This is a genomic window from Vulcaniibacterium thermophilum (assembly GCF_007923255.1).
GTDB lineage: Bacteria > Pseudomonadota > Gammaproteobacteria > Xanthomonadales > Xanthomonadaceae > Lysobacter_F > Lysobacter_F thermophilum.
Genome location: NZ_VOHJ01000006.1, coordinates 101,531 through 116,215 on the forward strand (window position 1 = coordinate 101,531; position 14,685 = coordinate 116,215).

13 protein-coding genes, 3 tRNA genes and 1 pseudogene are annotated in these 14,685 nt (G+C 71.4%); 9 read left to right on the plus strand and 8 right to left on the minus strand.

Annotated elements, in window-relative coordinates; translation table 11 throughout:
- Positions 1-35: 35 nt before the first annotated feature.
- From FQY64_RS04375 to FQY64_RS04385, 3 genes are all read right to left on the minus strand, one after another.
- Positions 36-112: transfer RNA gene (locus FQY64_RS04375), tRNA-His, on the minus strand.
- A 24-nt stretch (positions 113-136) separates the two neighbouring features.
- Positions 137-213, minus strand: a tRNA-Arg gene (locus tag FQY64_RS04380).
- A gap of 42 nt (positions 214-255) precedes the next feature.
- A tRNA-Pro gene (locus tag FQY64_RS04385) sits at positions 256-332 on the minus strand.
- A 139-nt stretch (positions 333-471) separates the two neighbouring features.
- Between FQY64_RS04385 and FQY64_RS04390 the strand changes: the two genes are divergently transcribed.
- On the plus strand, positions 472-1,233 hold the full coding sequence (locus FQY64_RS04390; RefSeq protein ID WP_146472504.1) for a Bax inhibitor-1/YccA family protein: 762 nt from the start codon (positions 472-474) through the stop codon (positions 1,231-1,233).
- An 82-nt stretch (positions 1,234-1,315) separates the two neighbouring features.
- Here the strand turns inward: FQY64_RS04390 and FQY64_RS04395 are convergent, their stop codons facing one another.
- The 3 genes from FQY64_RS04395 to grxC form a co-directional block, all read right to left on the minus strand.
- Entirely contained in the window at positions 1,316-2,323 is a 1,008-nt protein-coding gene (locus FQY64_RS04395) for an isocitrate dehydrogenase (protein WP_146472482.1), read from the minus strand.
- A 175-nt stretch (positions 2,324-2,498) separates the two neighbouring features.
- Positions 2,499-2,894 (minus strand): carboxymuconolactone decarboxylase family protein, encoded by a 396-nt coding sequence (locus FQY64_RS04400; RefSeq protein WP_146472483.1) that lies wholly within the window; start codon positions 2,892-2,894, stop codon positions 2,499-2,501.
- Between the two features lie 87 nt (positions 2,895-2,981).
- On the minus strand, positions 2,982-3,251 hold the full coding sequence (grxC, locus tag FQY64_RS04405; RefSeq protein ID WP_229814919.1) for a glutaredoxin 3: 270 nt from the start codon (positions 3,249-3,251) through the stop codon (positions 2,982-2,984).
- Positions 3,252-3,441: 190 nt separating this feature from the next.
- Between grxC and FQY64_RS04410 the strand changes: the two are divergent.
- The 7 genes and pseudogenes from FQY64_RS04410 to FQY64_RS04440 all read left to right on the plus strand — a co-directional run bounded on the left by FQY64_RS04410 (position 3,442) and on the right by FQY64_RS04440 (position 13,385).
- Positions 3,442-5,081, plus strand: a pseudogene (locus FQY64_RS04410) (M48 family metalloprotease).
- A 741-nt stretch (positions 5,082-5,822) separates the two neighbouring features.
- Positions 5,823-6,521 carry a phosphate regulon transcriptional regulator PhoB gene (gene phoB / locus FQY64_RS04415; RefSeq protein WP_146472485.1) on the plus strand — a complete coding sequence of 233 codons (699 nt, stop codon included), beginning with the start codon at positions 5,823-5,825 and terminating at the stop codon, positions 6,519-6,521.
- A 149-nt stretch (positions 6,522-6,670) separates the two neighbouring features.
- Complete coding sequence (gene phoR, locus FQY64_RS04420) at positions 6,671-7,993, plus strand: phosphate regulon sensor histidine kinase PhoR (protein ID WP_146472486.1); 1,323 nt, start codon at positions 6,671-6,673, stop codon at positions 7,991-7,993.
- Positions 7,993-10,086, plus strand: coding sequence for a polyphosphate kinase 1 (ppk1, locus tag FQY64_RS04425; protein ID WP_146472487.1), 2,094 nt, complete (start codon positions 7,993-7,995; stop codon positions 10,084-10,086). The genes phoR and ppk1 overlap by 1 nt, the downstream gene beginning before the upstream one ends.
- A gap of 17 nt (positions 10,087-10,103) precedes the next feature.
- Positions 10,104-11,633 carry an exopolyphosphatase gene (gene ppx / locus FQY64_RS04430; protein ID WP_146472488.1) on the plus strand — a complete coding sequence of 510 codons (1,530 nt, stop codon included), beginning with the start codon at positions 10,104-10,106 and terminating at the stop codon, positions 11,631-11,633.
- Between the two features lie 71 nt (positions 11,634-11,704).
- Positions 11,705-12,856: a glycosyltransferase family 4 protein gene (locus FQY64_RS04435; protein WP_146472489.1), complete on the plus strand. Its 1,152-nt coding sequence runs from the start codon at positions 11,705-11,707 to the stop codon at positions 12,854-12,856.
- A 4-nt stretch (positions 12,857-12,860) separates the two neighbouring features.
- Positions 12,861-13,385 carry a phosphatase PAP2 family protein gene (locus FQY64_RS04440; RefSeq protein WP_146472490.1) on the plus strand — a complete coding sequence of 175 codons (525 nt, stop codon included), beginning with the start codon at positions 12,861-12,863 and terminating at the stop codon, positions 13,383-13,385.
- Position 13,386: 1 nt separating this feature from the next.
- Here FQY64_RS04440 and FQY64_RS04445 read toward each other — a convergent pair whose 3' ends face one another.
- Positions 13,387-13,626, minus strand: a complete 240-nt coding sequence (locus tag FQY64_RS04445) for a hypothetical protein (RefSeq protein ID WP_146472491.1) — start codon at positions 13,624-13,626, stop codon at positions 13,387-13,389.
- 128 nt (positions 13,627-13,754) lie between these two features.
- On the opposite strand from FQY64_RS04445, the gene FQY64_RS04450 reads away from it, so the two are divergent.
- Positions 13,755-14,513: a helix-turn-helix domain-containing protein gene (locus tag FQY64_RS04450; protein ID WP_146472492.1), complete on the plus strand. Its 759-nt coding sequence runs from the start codon at positions 13,755-13,757 to the stop codon at positions 14,511-14,513.
- 45 nt (positions 14,514-14,558) lie between these two features.
- On the opposite strand, the gene FQY64_RS04455 is transcribed toward FQY64_RS04450, so the two are convergent.
- Positions 14,559-14,685 (minus strand): integrase core domain-containing protein (locus FQY64_RS04455; RefSeq protein ID WP_146472493.1); only part of this gene is annotated, 127 nt, incomplete at its 5' end.

Sequence of the window (14,685 nt, forward strand, 5' to 3'; positions counted from 1 at the left end):
GGAATCTTAAGGGAGACCTCGCGGCTCGTAAAGGGTGGGGTGGCTGAGGGGACTCGAACCCCCGACAACTGGAATCACAATCCAGTACTCTAACCAACTGAGCTACAGCCACCACGGTGAAGTCTTTGCCGCAGGCTGGCGCGCCCAGCAGGACTCGAACCTGCAACCACCGGCTTAGAAGGCCGGTGCTCTATCCGGTTGAGCTATGGGCGCGTGCAGGGGATGGTAACCGACACGCCCGCCGCGCCGTCCGGATGGTCGGGGCAGAGGGATTCGAACCCCCGACATCCAGCTCCCAAAGCTGGCGCTCTACCAGGCTGAGCTATACCCCGAATACCGGGACTTCCGGGCGCGCCAACGCCGCGAAAGGCCCGTCATTGTGGGCAGCGCCGTCGAGCCTGTCAATGCGGCCACACACGTCGCCGGCGCACGGTTATGCTGGCGCCTTCATCGATGAGCGAAGGAGCTCTCATGCGCAGCGGCAATCCGGTTCTGAAGGAAACGACCTTCCTCGACCTCGGCAGCGGCAGCGTCGTGCGCGGCAGCGCGGACGCGATGACGCTGAACGGCACCGTCCACAAGACGCTCCTGCTGCTGTTCCTGTGCGTGCTGACGGGCGCGTTCGCCTGGTCGCAGGTCACGGTGACGCCGGACGGCGCGGCGACCGGCTACCTGCCCTACGCGCTGGGCGGCGCGATCGGCGGCCTGGTGCTGGCAATCGTCACCGCGTTCAAGCCGGCCTGGTCGCCGGTGACCGCGCCGCTGTACGCGCTGCTGGAGGGCTTCTTTCTCGGCGCGCTGTCGGCGCTGTTCGAGGCGCGCTTTCCCGGCATCGTGATGCAGGCGGTGCTGCTCACCTTCGGCACGCTGGCCGCACTGCTGATGGCCTACCGCTCGGGCCTGGTGCGCGCGACCGAGAACTTCAAGCTCGGCGTGGTGGCGGCGACCGGCGGCATCGCCCTCGTCTACCTGGTCAGCATCGTGCTGCGCCTGTTCGGCACCGACATCCCGCTGATCCACGAGTCGGGCCTGGTCGGCATCGGCTTCAGCCTGTTCGTGGTGGTGATCGCCGCACTGAACCTGGTGCTCGATTTCGACTTCATCGAGAGCGGCGTCGAAAGCGGCGCGCCGAAGCACATGGAGTGGTACGGCGCGTTCGGCCTGATGGTGACGCTGGTGTGGCTGTACGTGGAATTCCTGCGCCTGCTGGCGAAGCTGCAGTCGCGCGACTGACCGCGGCGTAGCGCGGACAGGAAAACGGGGCGCCTGGCGCCCCGTTTCTTTTGGCCGCGATGGTCCGGCGCGGCCGGCCGGCTCAGAGCCGCGACGCGATCGCCTTGGCGAAGGCCAGCGTGGTGCCTTCGCCGCCCAGGTCGGGGGTCAGGCTGTCGCGGGCTTCGAGGGTGGCGACGATGGCGCGCCGCAGGCGGGCGGCCTGCTCGACCTGGCCGAGGTGGTCGAGCATCTGCCCCGCGGCCAGCAGCAGCGCGCAGGGATTGGCGATGCCCTTGCCCGCGATGTCGGGCGCCGAGCCGTGCACGGCCTCGAAGATCGCCGCCTCGGTGCCGATGTTGACGCCCGGCGCGAGCCCCAGTCCGCCGACCAGTCCGGCGCACAGGTCCGAGATGATGTCGCCGAACAGGTTGGTGGTGACGATCACGTCGAACTTTTCCGGCTGCATGACCAGCTTCATGCAGCAGGCGTCGACGATCATCTCCTCGACCTGGATGTCGGGGTACGCCTGCGCGACCTCGCGCGCGGTGCGCAGGAACAGACCGGAGGTCGACTTGAGGATGTTCGCCTTGTGGACGACGGTGACCTTCTTGCGGCCGATGCGGCGCGCCAGGTCGAACGCGTAGCGCACGATGCGCTCCGAGCCGCGACGGGTGACCTTCTGCGTGAGCGTGGCGGTCTCGCCGTCCTCGGACAGCGTCTGGCCTTCGCCGATGTACGCGCCTTCGGTGTTCTCGCGCACCGTGATCAGATCCACGCCGCTCGGAAAGCGCGAACGGGTGTTGGGGAAGGACTGCGCCGGACGGACGTTGGCGTAGAGGTCGAAACGCTTGCGCAGTTCGACGTTGATCGAGCTGAAGCCTTCGCCGACCGGCGTGGTGAGCGGGCTCTTGAGCGCGATCCGGTTGCGGCGGATCGATTCCAGCGTGGCCGCCGGCAGCAGCTCGCCGTGTTTCTCGAGCGCGACCAGGCCGGCATCGACGAATTCGTAGGACAGGCCGAGCTGCATCGCATCGAGCACGTGCAGGGTGGCGTCCATGATTTCCGGGCCGATGCCGTCGCCGCGGATCACGGTGATGGTGTGGGTCATTGCGGGATTTCCAGGCAGGCGAACGCCGCGCGGGCGCGCGGCGTCGGGGGAGAAACGGTGGTTGCGATTATGCCAGAAGCGCCCTGGCGGGCCGGTCAGGCGGCGGCTGGGCGGAGGCGGCTTGGGGCGGCGGGTCGCGGCTGACGCCGCTCCTGCAGGGGGTGTGGGTGTGGCGTCAGGCGCCGTGGTCGTGCGCGGGCGGCGCTTCGCCCTGCCCCGCTTCGAGCTGGTCGAGGAAGTCGACCGCGCGGCGCAGATGCGGGATGACGATGCTGCCGCCGACCACCAGCCCCACCGAGAACGCCTCGAACATCTCCTCGCGGCTCACGCCGGCTTCCTTGCACTGGGCGACGTGGTAGCTGATGCAGTCGTCGCAGCGCAGGACCAGCGAGGCGACCAGGCCCAGCAGCTCCTTGGTCTTCACGTCCAGCGCGCCGGGCTGGTAGGTCTGGGTGTCGAGCGCGAAGAAGCGGCGCACGACCTGGTTCGGCTCGGCGAGGATGCGTTCGTTCATGCGCTTGCGGAATGCGGTGAACTGGCGCACGCGGTCGCCGTCGTGATGTTCGCTCATGGATTCGTGTTCCCCGGAAGTGGTCGCCGCGCGGATTCGCGGCGGGAAGGGCTGCGGTCGGTGGCGTCTCCGGCCGCAGGGCGCGGCTCAGGCCTGCCCGCCCGCGAGCAGCGGTTCGAGCTTGCCGGCGCGATGCAGCGCCATCATGTCGTCGTAGCCGCCGACGTGGACGTCGCCGATGAAGATCTGCGGCACGCTGGTCCGGCGGGTGCGCTCGATCATGCGCGCGCGCTCGGCCGGATCGGTGTCGACGCGGATCTCGCGCCATTGCCGGCCCTTGCTCTTGAGGAAGTTCTTGGCGGCCACGCAGTACGGGCAGACGGCGGTGGTGTAGATCGTGATCTCGGGCGTGCTCACGCGGCTCTCCTTCGTGCGACGCAGGGATGATGGGCACGGCGGCAGGCCTTTTCCAGCCTGCGCGCGCATCGCGGCGTTCCAGCGGCCGCACGAGGCGCGAGCGGCTCCGATTAACGGCCGATTCACACGGTCGCCGCGTCCTCGGCGCATTCTGGCGAGGTTCCGCGTGGGGTATTCGTCGAGGTTTCCTTTGCGCCGCATCGTTCCGTCGGTCCTGGCCGTCGCGCTGGCCCTGGCCGCGCCCGCCGGCGCGCAGGACACCGCGCTGCCCGACATCGGCTCGTCCGCCAACGAGGTGCTCACACCCGCGCAGCAGGCCGAATACGGCGAGATGCTGCTGGCGCAACTGCGGCATCACGGCTACGTGCTGGAGGACCCGCTGCTGGAAAGCTGGCTGGACACGCTGGGCAACCGGCTGGCCGCCAACAGCGATCGCCCACGGCAGCCGTTCACCTTCTTCCTGCTGCGCGAACGCGACATCAACGCGTTCGCCACGCTGGGCGGCTACGTCGGCGTGAACGCGGGACTGGTGCTGGCCGCCGACCGCGAGGACCAGGTCGCCGGCGTGCTGTCGCACGAGATCGCGCACGTCACGCAGGACCACGTGCTGCGCGCGGTCGAGCGCGCGCAGCGCGACTCGGTGCCGATCCTGCTCGGGATGCTGGCGGCGGTCGCCGCCGCCTCGGCGTCGAACAGCAGCTCCAGCGACGATGCCGCGCAGGCGGCGATCGCCTCGGCGATGGGCCTGATGCAGCAACGGCAGATCAACTACACGCGCTCCAACGAATCGGAGGCGGACCGCCTCGGCATCCAGACGCTCGCCCGCAGCGGCTACGACACCGAGGGCATGGCCGAGTTCTTCGAGAAGATGCTGGTCGCCTCGCGCGCCAATCGCGGCAGCGATCCGTTCTATCAGGTGCCCGATTACCTGATGACGCACCCGATCACCACCACGCGCATCGCCGAGGCGCGCGAGCGTGCCGAGCGCCTGCGCCGGGCGCGCGGCAGCGGCGAGGTCTGCGTGCGCGATCCGGACGGCCCGGACACCTGCCGGCACGACGACACGCCGCGCGCGCCCCTCGATCTGGCCACCGCCGGCAATCCGCTGCTGCCGAGCGGCGTGCGCCTGGATGGCGCGCTCGCGACCGGCGGCACCGGGCTGTTCGACTACGCGAGCGGCTGCGGGTGCTCAGCGCGGACACCCCGCGCGCGGCGCTCACCGAGTACGAACGGTTGGCGGCGGTCAAGCCGCTGACGCCCGCGCAGCGCTACGGCCGGGCGCTGGCGAGACTGCGCGCCAACCGCGCGGATACCGCGGCGGAGGAACTCGCGCGCCTGCTGGAGGAACGGCCGGGGTCCGGCTGGGTCGCGCTGGCGCTGGCGGAGGCGGAGGCGAAGGCCGGTCGCGCGGGCGAGGCGGACGCGCGTTTCGAGGCCCTGCTGCGGCAGGCGCCCGGCAACCGCGCGATCGCGCTGACCTACGCGGCCGCGCTCAACGAGCGCGGCACCGCCGAAGCCGGTCGGCGCGCGCAGGCGGTGCTGCGGCCGCTGCTCGGCACGGCCGGCAAGGACGTGGTGTTCCAGCGCACGTTCGCGCGCGCTTCGGAACTGGCGGGCGATCCGGTGCGCGCGGGCGAGGCGTACGCCGAGGCCGCGTATCTCGGCGGGCGGCCGGAACTGGCGCTGGTGCAGCTCAACAATCTGAAGCGCCGCGAGGATCTCGACTACTACGCGCGGGCGCGGATCGAGGCCCGGATCGCCGCCATCACGCCGACGGTGCTGGAACTGCGGCGGCAGGGCGTGCGGGACCCGGACGCGCGACGCGACTGACGTGGCGGACGACGCGCCGAGCGCGGCGCGTTGGTAACCGCCCGACCGCCTCCCAATGGCCCCGGCCTTCGCCGGGACGACGTCCCGGATGATGGCGTGGGACGTTGGGCTTCGCCTTCGGCTCAGCCCAACCTACGAATTCGGCGCAGTCGCGTAGGGCGGGTTTCCACCCGCCGCGCCGGCGGCTGCAATCCGGCGGCGGGTCAAGACCCGCCCTACCGCCCTGCGGCGGCAGGGCGTGCGGGACCCGGACGCGCGACGCGACTGACGTGGCGGACGACGCGCCGAGCGCGGCGCGTTGGTACCCGTCCAATGGCCCCGACCTTCGCCGGGACGCGGATGATGGCGTGGGACGTTGGGCTTCGCCTTCGGCTCAGCCCAACCTACGAATTCGGCGCAGTCGCGTAGGGCGGGTTTCAACCCGCCGCGCCGGCGGCTGCATTCGGCGGCGGGTCAAGACCCGCCCTACCGCCCTACGAATTCGGCGCAGTCGCGTAGGGCGGGTTTCAACCCGCCGCGCCGGCGGCTGCAATCCGGCGGCGGGTCAAGACCCGCCCTACCGCCCTCCGAATTCGGCGCAGTCGCGTAGGGCGGGTTGCAACCCGCCGCGCCGGCGGCTGCAATCCGGCGGCGGGTCAAGACCCGCCCTACCGCCCTTGCCGCACCCTTGCGGCCCGGGTGTCACCCGACGGTCACAAAACCGTAGTGTACTGAGGCCGTCGAGCCAGTCGGGACCAGCGCGTGCAGAAGCGGATCCTCATCGTCGAAGACGAGCCGGCCATCCGGGACATGGTGGCCTTCGCGCTGCGCAAGGGCGAGTTCGAGCCGGTGGTCGCAGGCGACGCCCGCGAGGCGCAGTCGGCGATCGCCGACCGCGTTCCCGACCTGATCCTGCTGGACTGGATGCTGCCCGGTACGAGCGGACTGGAGCTCGCCCGCCGCTGGCGGCGGGAATCGCTGACGCGCGAGATTCCGATCATCATGCTGACCGCGCGCGGCGAGGAGAACGACCGCGTCGGCGGGCTGGAGGCCGGCGTCGACGACTATGTGGTCAAGCCGTTCTCCGCGCGCGAGCTGCTGGCCCGCATCCGCGCGGTGCTGCGCCGTTCCCGCCAGGACGACGAGGAAGGCAGCGTCGCGGTCGGCCCGCTGCGCATCGACGGCGCCGCGCACCGGGTGTTCGCGAAGGTGGAGGGCAGCGAGCATCCGGTGCAGATCGGACCGACCGAATACCGCCTGCTGCACTTCTTCATGACCCACGCCGAGCGCGTGTATTCGCGCACGCAGCTTCTCGATCACGTCTGGGGCGGCAGCGTGTACGTGGAGGAGCGCACGGTCGACGTGCACATCCGCCGCCTGCGCAAGACGCTGGAACCGTTCGCGCTCGACGGCATGGTGCAGACGGTGCGCGGCGCGGGATACCGGTTCTCCGCGAGTTGACTGGATTCGGGATTCGAAGCGCCGGGGTTCGGGTTTCGGTGGCAACGGTGGGATGATCGACTCCTCGCGCGGGCCTTGCCGGCGGTCCGCGCCGCGCCGCAACCCCAACCCCGAATCCCCAATACCGAATCCCGATCCCGCCCCCGCTCATGACCCCCAGCGCCCGCTCCGCCTGGTTCCGCACCCTCGGTCAGCTCGGCCTGATCCTGCTGGGCGCGGCGGTCGCGGGGCTGCTGGTGGGGCGGCCGTGGCCGGTGGTGACGCTGGCGGCGCTCGGCGTGGTCGCCTGGCATTACCTGCGGCTGCGCCGCGTGCTGGTGCGGCTGACGGCGCGCCAGCGGCTGCCGCCACCGGCGGGCGAAGGGGTCTGGAACGAGCTGGACCGCCTGCTGCACCGCAGCCAGTCCGAGATGCGCGCACGCAAGCGCCGGCTGATCGAGATGCTGCGTGCGTATCGTGCCGCCGCCGAGGCGCTGCCGGATGCGGTGGTGGTCGTGCAGCGCGACTCGCAGCGGATCGAATGGTTCAACCACGCCGCGACGCAGTTGCTGCGCCTGCGCTATCCGCAGGACCTCGGTGCGCCGCTCGCCGACCGGCTGGCGCCGCTGCCGCTCGCGCACTGGCTCGCCACCGGCCGTCACGCCGAGCCGCTGGAAGTGGCTTCGCCGTGGACGCCCGGAGCCACGCTCAGCTTCCGGCTGATCCCCTACTCGGAGAACCTCTGGCTGCTGGTGGCCCGCGACGTCAGCCGCCTGCTGCAGCTCGAGCAGATGCGGCGCGATTTCGTCGCCAACGTCTCGCACGAGCTGCGCACGCCGCTGACCGTGGTGCACGGGTATCTGGAGATGCTCGATCCCGACGAGCATCCCGAGTGGGCGCCGATGCTGACCGAGATGCAGAAGCAGTCGCAGCGCATGGCGCAGCTCGTCGAGGATCTGCTCACCCTGTCGCGGCTGGAGTCGCAGGAGGGCCTGGCCTACGAGGAACCGGTGGCGATGGCGCCGCTGCTGGCCACCCTGCGGCGCGAGGCGGAGGCGCTGAGCCAGGGGCGGCACGAGATCGTGGTCGAGGACAGCGCGGGCGTCGACCTGTACGGCTCGGCGAAGGAGCTGCACAGCGCGTTCTCCAACCTGGTCGGCAACGCGATCCGCTACACGCCCGCCGGCGGCCGCGTCGCGGTGCGCTTCCGGCCCGAGCGCGGCGGCGCTCAAGGCGTCGTGCTGGAGGTCGCTGATACCGGGTATGGCATCCCGGCCGCCCATCTGCCGCGCATCACCGAACGTTTCTACCGCGTGTCCAACAGCCGCTCGCGCGAGAGCGGCGGCACCGGCCTGGGGCTGTCGATCGTCAAGCACGTGCTGCATCTGCACCAGGCCCGGCTGGAGATCGCCAGCGAAGTGGGCCAAGGCAGTACATTCTCGTGTCACTTCGGCGCCGAACGCGTGCGCCCGCGCCTGCTCGAGGTGAGCTGATGACCATCGTCGATGCGTCCGCCGTTCCCGAACCGCTGCCCGAAGGCGATCTGCTGCGCGATCCGCGGCTGTACTTCAACCGCGAGCTGTCGCAGCTCGACTTCAATTTCCGCGTGCTGGCGCAGGCGGAGGACGCGCAGATGCCGCTGCTGGAGCGCCTGCGCTACCTGTGCATCTCCTGCACCAACCTCGACGAGTTCTTCGAGATCCGCGCCGGCACGCTGCGGCACGCGCAGGACCTCGGCTTCGGCGCCGGCCCCGACGGACTGACGCCGGCGCAGGTGCTGGCGCGCATCCACGACCGCGCCGCGGACCTGGTGGCCGCGCAGTACCGCGTGTGGAACCAGGTGCTGCGTCCGGCGCTGGCGGAAGCCGGCGTGCGCGTGCTGGGACGGCAGTCCTGGGACGCCCGCCAGGTGCGCTGGCTGCGCAGCTACTTCCGCGACGAGATCATGCCGGTGCTTTCGCCGCTCGGACTCGATCCGGCGCATCCGTTCCCGAAGATCCTCAACAAGTCGCTCAACATCGTCGTCGTGCTGAAGGGCCGCGACGCGTTCGGCCGCGAGGGCAATCTCGCGATCGTGCGCGCGCCGCGCTCGCTGCCGCGCATCATCCAGTTGCCGGAAGCGGTGTCCGGCGGTCCGCACGATTTCGTGTTCCTGTCCTCGGTGCTGTCGACCTTCGTCGACGAGCTGTTCCCGGGCATGCAGGTGCAGGGCGCCTACCAGTTCCGGGTGACGCGCAACTCGGAGCTGCTGGTCGACGAGGCCGAGGTGGACAACATCGCGCTGGCGCTGCGCGACGAGCTGGCCGGTCGCGGCTATCTGCGGCCGGTGCGGCTGGAGATCGCCGAGCAGTGCCCGACCTCGATCGTGCAGATGCTGCTGCACAACTTCGATCTGCCGGAAAGTGCGGTGTACCGGATCGACGGCCCGGTCAACCTCAACCGGGTGATCCAGGTCTACGACATGGTGCAGCGCCCGGACCTGAAGTTCCCGCCGTTCACGCCGCGGCAGTTGCCCGGCAGCGATTCGATGTTCGAGCGCATCGCCGGCGGCGACGTGCTGCTGCACCACCCGTTCGACGCCTTCAATCCGGTGCTGGAGCTGATCCGTCAGGCGGCCGAAGACCCCAACGTGCTGGCGATCAAGCAGACGCTGTACCGCACCGGCAAGGACTCGCCCATCGTCGAGCATCTGGTACAGGCCGCGCGCAACGGCAAGGACGTCACCGTGGTGGTGGAGCTGCGCGCGCGCTTCGACGAGGAGGCCAACCTGGGCCTGGCCGACCGCCTGCAGGAGGCCGGCGTGCAGGTGGTGTACGGCGTGGTCGGCTACAAGACGCACGCCAAGATGCTGCTGATCGTGCGGCGCGAGAACGGCGTGCTGCGCCGCTACGTGCATCTCGGCACCGGCAACTACCACAGCGGCACCACACGCACCTACACCGACCTCGGCCTGCTGACCTGCGATCCGGACATCGGCAACGACGTCCACCAGATCTTCCAGCAACTGTCCGGGCTGGCGCCGGCGATCAAGCTCAAGCGCCTGCTGCAGTCGCCGTTCACGCTCCACGCCGGGATCGTCAAGCGCATCGAGCGCGAGGCGCGTCACGCCCGCGCGGGACGGCCGGCGCGCATCGTGGCGAAGATGAACGCGCTCAACGAACCGCAGGTGATCCGCGCTCTGTACGCCGCCTCGCAGGCGGGCGTGCGCATCGACCTGATCGTGCGCAGCGCGTGCACCCTCCGCCCGGGCGTGCCGGGCGTCTCCGACAACATCCGCGTGCGCTCGATCGTCGGTCGTTTCCTCGAGCACCACCGCGTGTACTGGTTCGCCAACGACGGCGAGCCGGAGCTGTTCTGCTCCAGCGCCGACTGGCTGGAACGCAACCTGCTCCGGCGCGTCGAGGTGTGCTTCCCGATCCTGGCGCCGGATCTGGCGCAGCGGGTGTTCGACGAAGCGCTGGCGAACTATCTCGACGACACCGTCAACGCCTGGGAACTGCAGGCGGACGGCGAGTACCGCAAGGTCGCCGCGCCGGAGGCGCCGCACTCGGCGCAGCAGGCGCTGTTGGATCGCATCTGCGGATAGCGGATCATTCCCGCCCGATGAAAGACGCCTATCCGAGCACGCGCCTGCCCCTGCAGGACGGAGATCTGCTGGCCGCGGTCGACCTCGGCTCGAACAGCTTCCACATGGTGGTGGCGCGCTATGTGCTGGGCCAGTTGCGCATCGTCGACCGCCTGCGCGAAACCGTCCGCCTGGCCGAGGGCCTGGACGCCGGCGGCGGTCTCTCGCTGGCCGCGCGTCAGCGCGCGCTGGAGTGCCTGGCGCGGTTCGGGCAGCGCATCCGCGACATCCCGGCGCCGCAGGTGCGCGCGGTGGCGACCAATACGGTGCGCAATCTGGCCGACCCGCAGTCGTTCCTGGTCGCCGCCGAGGACGCGCTCGGGCACGCGATCGAGATCGTGTCCGGACGCGAGGAGGCGCGCCTGATCTATCTCGGCGTCGCCCACGCGCAACCCGCCAAGCCGGGACAACTGCGGCTGGTGATCGACATCGGCGGCGGTTCCACCGAGTGCATCATCGGCTCCGGCTTCGAGGCGATCGAACGCGAGAGCCTCCAGGTCGGCTGCGTGGCCACCACCCGCCGCTTCTTCGGCAACGGCAAGCTCTCGCGCAAGCGCTGGAAAGAGGCGCTGACCGAGGTGACGGCGGAGTTCCAGCAGTTCGCCAACGCCTACCGCACGCTCGGATGGCACGAGGCGCTGGGCTCCTCGGGCACCAACAAGGCGATCGGCGAGATCTGCGCCGCCATGAAGCTCACCAAGGGCGCGATCACCGCCGAGGCGCTGCCGCAGGTGCGGGACCGGCTGCTGGAAGCCGAGCGCATCGAGGACATCGACCTGCCCGGGCTGTCCAGCGAGCGGCGCCCGATCATCGCCGGCGGACTGCTGGTGCTGGAGGCGGCGTTCGAGGCGCTCGGCCTGAAGCGGCTGATGGTCAGCAAGGCGGCGCTGCGCGAGGGCCTGCTGTACGACATGCTCGGCCGCGGCGGCGCCGACGATCCGCGCGATGCGGCGGTGGCGGCGCTGATGCTGCGCTACGGCATCGATCACGCGCAGGCGCGGCGCGTCGAGGACACGCTGATGCAGTTGTTCGACCAGGTCCAAGAGGCCTGGCAGCTCGACGAGGACGACCGGCTGATGTTGCGCCGCGCCGCGCGCCTGCACGAGCTGGGGCTTGCGATCGCGCACAGCCAGTACCACGTGCACGGCGCCTACGTGATCGAGCATTCCGACATCGCCGGCTTCTCGCGCCAGCAGCAGCAGTTCCTGGCGGCGCTGGTGCGCACGCACCGGCGCGGCATTCCGAAAACCGCGTTCGACGCGCTGCCCGACCGCCTGCTCGCCGCCGCCAAGCGCGGCGCGGCGCTGCTGCGTCTGGCGGTGCTGCTGCACCGCGCGCACGAGCCGGATCCGATTCCGCTGCTGCGCGCCGAAGCGGCCGACGGCACGCTGACGCTGACGCTTTCGCGGCGCTGGCTGGATTCGCGCCCGCTGCTGCGCGCCGATCTGGAAGGCGAGCCGAAGGACATGGCCGGGCTCGGCATCGAACTGCGCCTGCAGGGCGTGTAACGGCGCGGTCAACCCGCTGCAACCGGGGCGGCACATCGCCCGCTCAGGCTTTCCGCGAACGGAGAGCCCGCATGCGTTACGTCCTCGTCACCGAGACCTACCCGCCCGAGGTGAACGGCGTGGCGCTGACCGTGCACGGCCTGGCCTGCGGCCTGCGCGTGCGCGGCCATGCGGTGTGCGTGGTGCGTCCGCGCCAGCCGGCCGAGGCCGCGCGGCCGCACGATGCGGACGAACTGCGCCTGCCCGGCGCGCCGCTGCCGCGCTATCCGGGCCTGCGCTTCGGCCTGCCGGCCGCGGCACGCCTGCGCCGCGCCTGGCGCGCGTGCCGGCCGGATGCGGTCTATGTCGCCACCGAGGGGCCGCTGGGCGCGTCGGCGCTGCGCGCGGCGAAGGCGCTCGATATCCCCGTCGCCACCGGCTTCCATACCCGCTTCGACCGCTACATGCGCGATTACGGCCTGCCGTGGCTGGCGCCGGTGGCCTGGCGCTGGATGCGGCGTTTCCACGACGGCGCGGACGCCACTCTGGTGCCGACCGCCGAGCTGGCGTCGGAGCTGCAACGCGCCGGGGTGCGCCGCGTGCTCAGGCTGCCGCGCGCGGTCGACACCGCACTGTTCGACCCGCGCCGGCGCGACGAGACGCTCCGCGCCGGCTGGGGCGCGCGGCCGCAGGGCCCGGTCGTGCTGCACGTCGGCCGCATCGCGCCGGAGAAGAACCTGGAGCTGGCGGTGCGCGCGTTCCGCGCCCTGCAGCGGCACCGGCCGCAGGCGCGCATGGTCTGGGTCGGCGACGGCCCGGCGCGCGCGCGGCTGCAGCGCGCGCATCCGGACTTCGTGTTCTGCGGCGTGCAGCGCGGCGAAGCGCTGGCGCGCCACTTCGCCAGCGGCGACCTGTTCGTGTTCCCCAGCCGCAGCGAGACGTTCGGCAACGTGACGCTGGAGGCGATGGCGAGCGGCGTGGCGACGGTGGCGTTCGACACCGGCGCGGCGCGCGAGCACCTGGCCGACGGCAAGCACGGGCATGTCGTGCGCGACGGCGACGAGGCGGCGTTCGTCGAGGCGACGGTGGCGCTCGGTTGCGACGATGCGCGCCGCGAGGCGATGGGCTGGGCCGCGCGCGCGGCGGCGGCGGCGCTCGATCCGGCCCACGTCGCCGCCGCGTTCGACCGGCTGCTGCAGCGGCTTGCGGACGGGAGGACCCATGCCGCGCCCGCCGTTGCATGAGCGCATGATCGCCGGCGAATCGGGCTGGTGCCTGCGCGCCAACCGCTGGGGCGGCGCGAGCCGCTGGCGCGGGTATTTCGCGCGGGTCAGCCGGCTGGGCGACGGCGTGTTCTGGTACGCGCTGATGGGCGCGCTGGTGCTGCTGGACGGACGCGACGGCCTCGCCGCGTCGGCGCACATGGCGGCGACCGGCGCAGTGGCGCTGCTGCTCTATCGCGCCCTCAAGCGCCGCACGCGGCGGCCGCGCCCGTTCGTGCAGGACGCGCGGATCCGCGCCTGGGTGGCGCCGCTGGACGAGTTCAGCTTCCCCAGCGGCCACACCCTGCACGCGGTGGCCTTCAGTCTGGTGGCGATCGCGCACTATCCGCCGCTGGCCGCGCTGCTGGTGCCGTTCACCGCCAGCGTCGCGGCCTCGCGCGTGGTGCTGGGCCTGCATTACCCGAGCGACGTGCTCGCCGCGAGCGCCATCGGCGGCGCGCTCGCGGCGCTGTCGCTGTGGCTGGTGCCGGGCGTGAGCCTGTTCGGCTGAATCAGCCGCCGCAGCCGCCGCAGCACTCCGAGGGCAGACGCTCCAGGCGCGAGGACAGCGCGGGGTAGCCGGCCTCCTTCATCGCCAGCGCAATCTCCCCTTCGCTCAGCCAGGTCGAGAGGCGCACGGCATCCCCGCCGGGCTGGAGATCGACCAGCGCGGCCGGATCGTGCGCCTGCAGGGCGCGTTCGAGGGCGGCGACGTCGGGCGCGGCCGGGCCGGTGCGGATGAGGAAGCGCATGGATCGTTCCGGTTCTTCTGCACGCCGTCTTGGCGTGCGCGCATCCTCCCCGACGGCGGCCGGCGGCGCGCTGATCCAGATCAAGCGCGACGACGTTGCGCCGACAGCGGGCGCCGCACCCTGCCCCGATGGACCGCTCGAACGTGATCGATCTGGACGGCGTGCGCCGCCGGTGCGGGCAGCTCACCGCCCGCCAGTTGTGCCTGCCCGCCGGCATCGACCCGCTGGAGCGCGAGCACGTCGATGCCATCGTGCGCCGCCGCCGCGCGTTGCCGGCGGGCGCGCGCCTGTACCACGAGGGCGATCCGCTCGCGCACGTCTACGTCGCGCACCGCGGCGCGTTCAAGACGGTCGCGCTCGCCGAGAACGGCGACGAGGCGATCCTCGCCTTCCACCTGCCGGGCGAGCTGATCGGCCTGGACGCGCTGGGCGCCGACGCGCACCGCGGCAGCGCGGTCGCGCTGGAGGATGCCGAGGTGTGCGAGCTGCGCTTCGACGAGCTGCTGACGGCCGCCGCGCGGCTTCCGCGACTGCAGCAGCAGTTGCTGCGGGTGATCGGCCAGGGCGTGGAGCGCGACCACCGGCACGTGGGCATGCTGCTGCGCCGGCAGGCGCACGAGCGCGTCGCCGCCTTCCTGCACGACCTCGGCGAGCGCCATCGCCGCCTGGGACTGGAGACGCGCGAGCTGCGCCTGCCGATGAGCCGCGAGGACATCGCCGGCTTCCTCGGCCTGGCGCTGGAGACCGTCAGCCGCAGCCTGACGCGTCTGCAGGAGGACGGGATCGTGGCGGTGCGCGGGCGGCGGCTGGAGGTGCTCGCCCCCGCGCGGCTCGCCGCGCTTGCGGCCGGTGCCGAGGCCGCCGCCGGCGCACGCGCCGGACGCTGAGGGCGCATCAGTCCGCGCCGTCGAAGGCCTGCAGGCGGGCGTGCACTAGCTGTGAAGCTTCAATAGGTTGTTTCGGCGGAGCGCCAAGCGGGTGATGGGTGGCTGACCGCCGAGTGCGCTGTGTGGGCGGTGACAGTTGTAGTGATGCAGCCAGTCCTGCAGCGCCTCGCGG

Coding starts and splice junctions, on each gene's coding strand:
- FQY64_RS04400 (WP_146472483.1), bottom strand. CDS start 2,894: ATGAGCGAACATCACGACGGCGACCGCGTGCGCCAGTTCACCGCATTC.
- FQY64_RS04390 (WP_146472504.1), top strand. CDS start 472: ATGCGCAGCGGCAATCCGGTTCTGAAGGAAACGACCTTCCTCGACCTC.
- FQY64_RS04450 (WP_146472492.1), top strand. CDS start 13,755: ATGGACCGCTCGAACGTGATCGATCTGGACGGCGTGCGCCGCCGGTGC.
- phoR (WP_146472486.1), top strand. CDS start 6,671: ATGACCCCCAGCGCCCGCTCCGCCTGGTTCCGCACCCTCGGTCAGCTC.
- FQY64_RS04445 (WP_146472491.1), bottom strand. CDS start 13,626: ATGCGCTTCCTCATCCGCACCGGCCCGGCCGCGCCCGACGTCGCCGCC.
- FQY64_RS04435 (WP_146472489.1), top strand. CDS start 11,705: ATGCGTTACGTCCTCGTCACCGAGACCTACCCGCCCGAGGTGAACGGC.
- ppx (WP_146472488.1), top strand. CDS start 10,104: ATGAAAGACGCCTATCCGAGCACGCGCCTGCCCCTGCAGGACGGAGAT.
- ppk1 (WP_146472487.1), top strand. CDS start 7,993: ATGACCATCGTCGATGCGTCCGCCGTTCCCGAACCGCTGCCCGAAGGC.
- FQY64_RS04440 (WP_146472490.1), top strand. CDS start 12,861: ATGATCGCCGGCGAATCGGGCTGGTGCCTGCGCGCCAACCGCTGGGGC.
- FQY64_RS04395 (WP_146472482.1), bottom strand. CDS start 2,323: ATGACCCACACCATCACCGTGATCCGCGGCGACGGCATCGGCCCGGAA.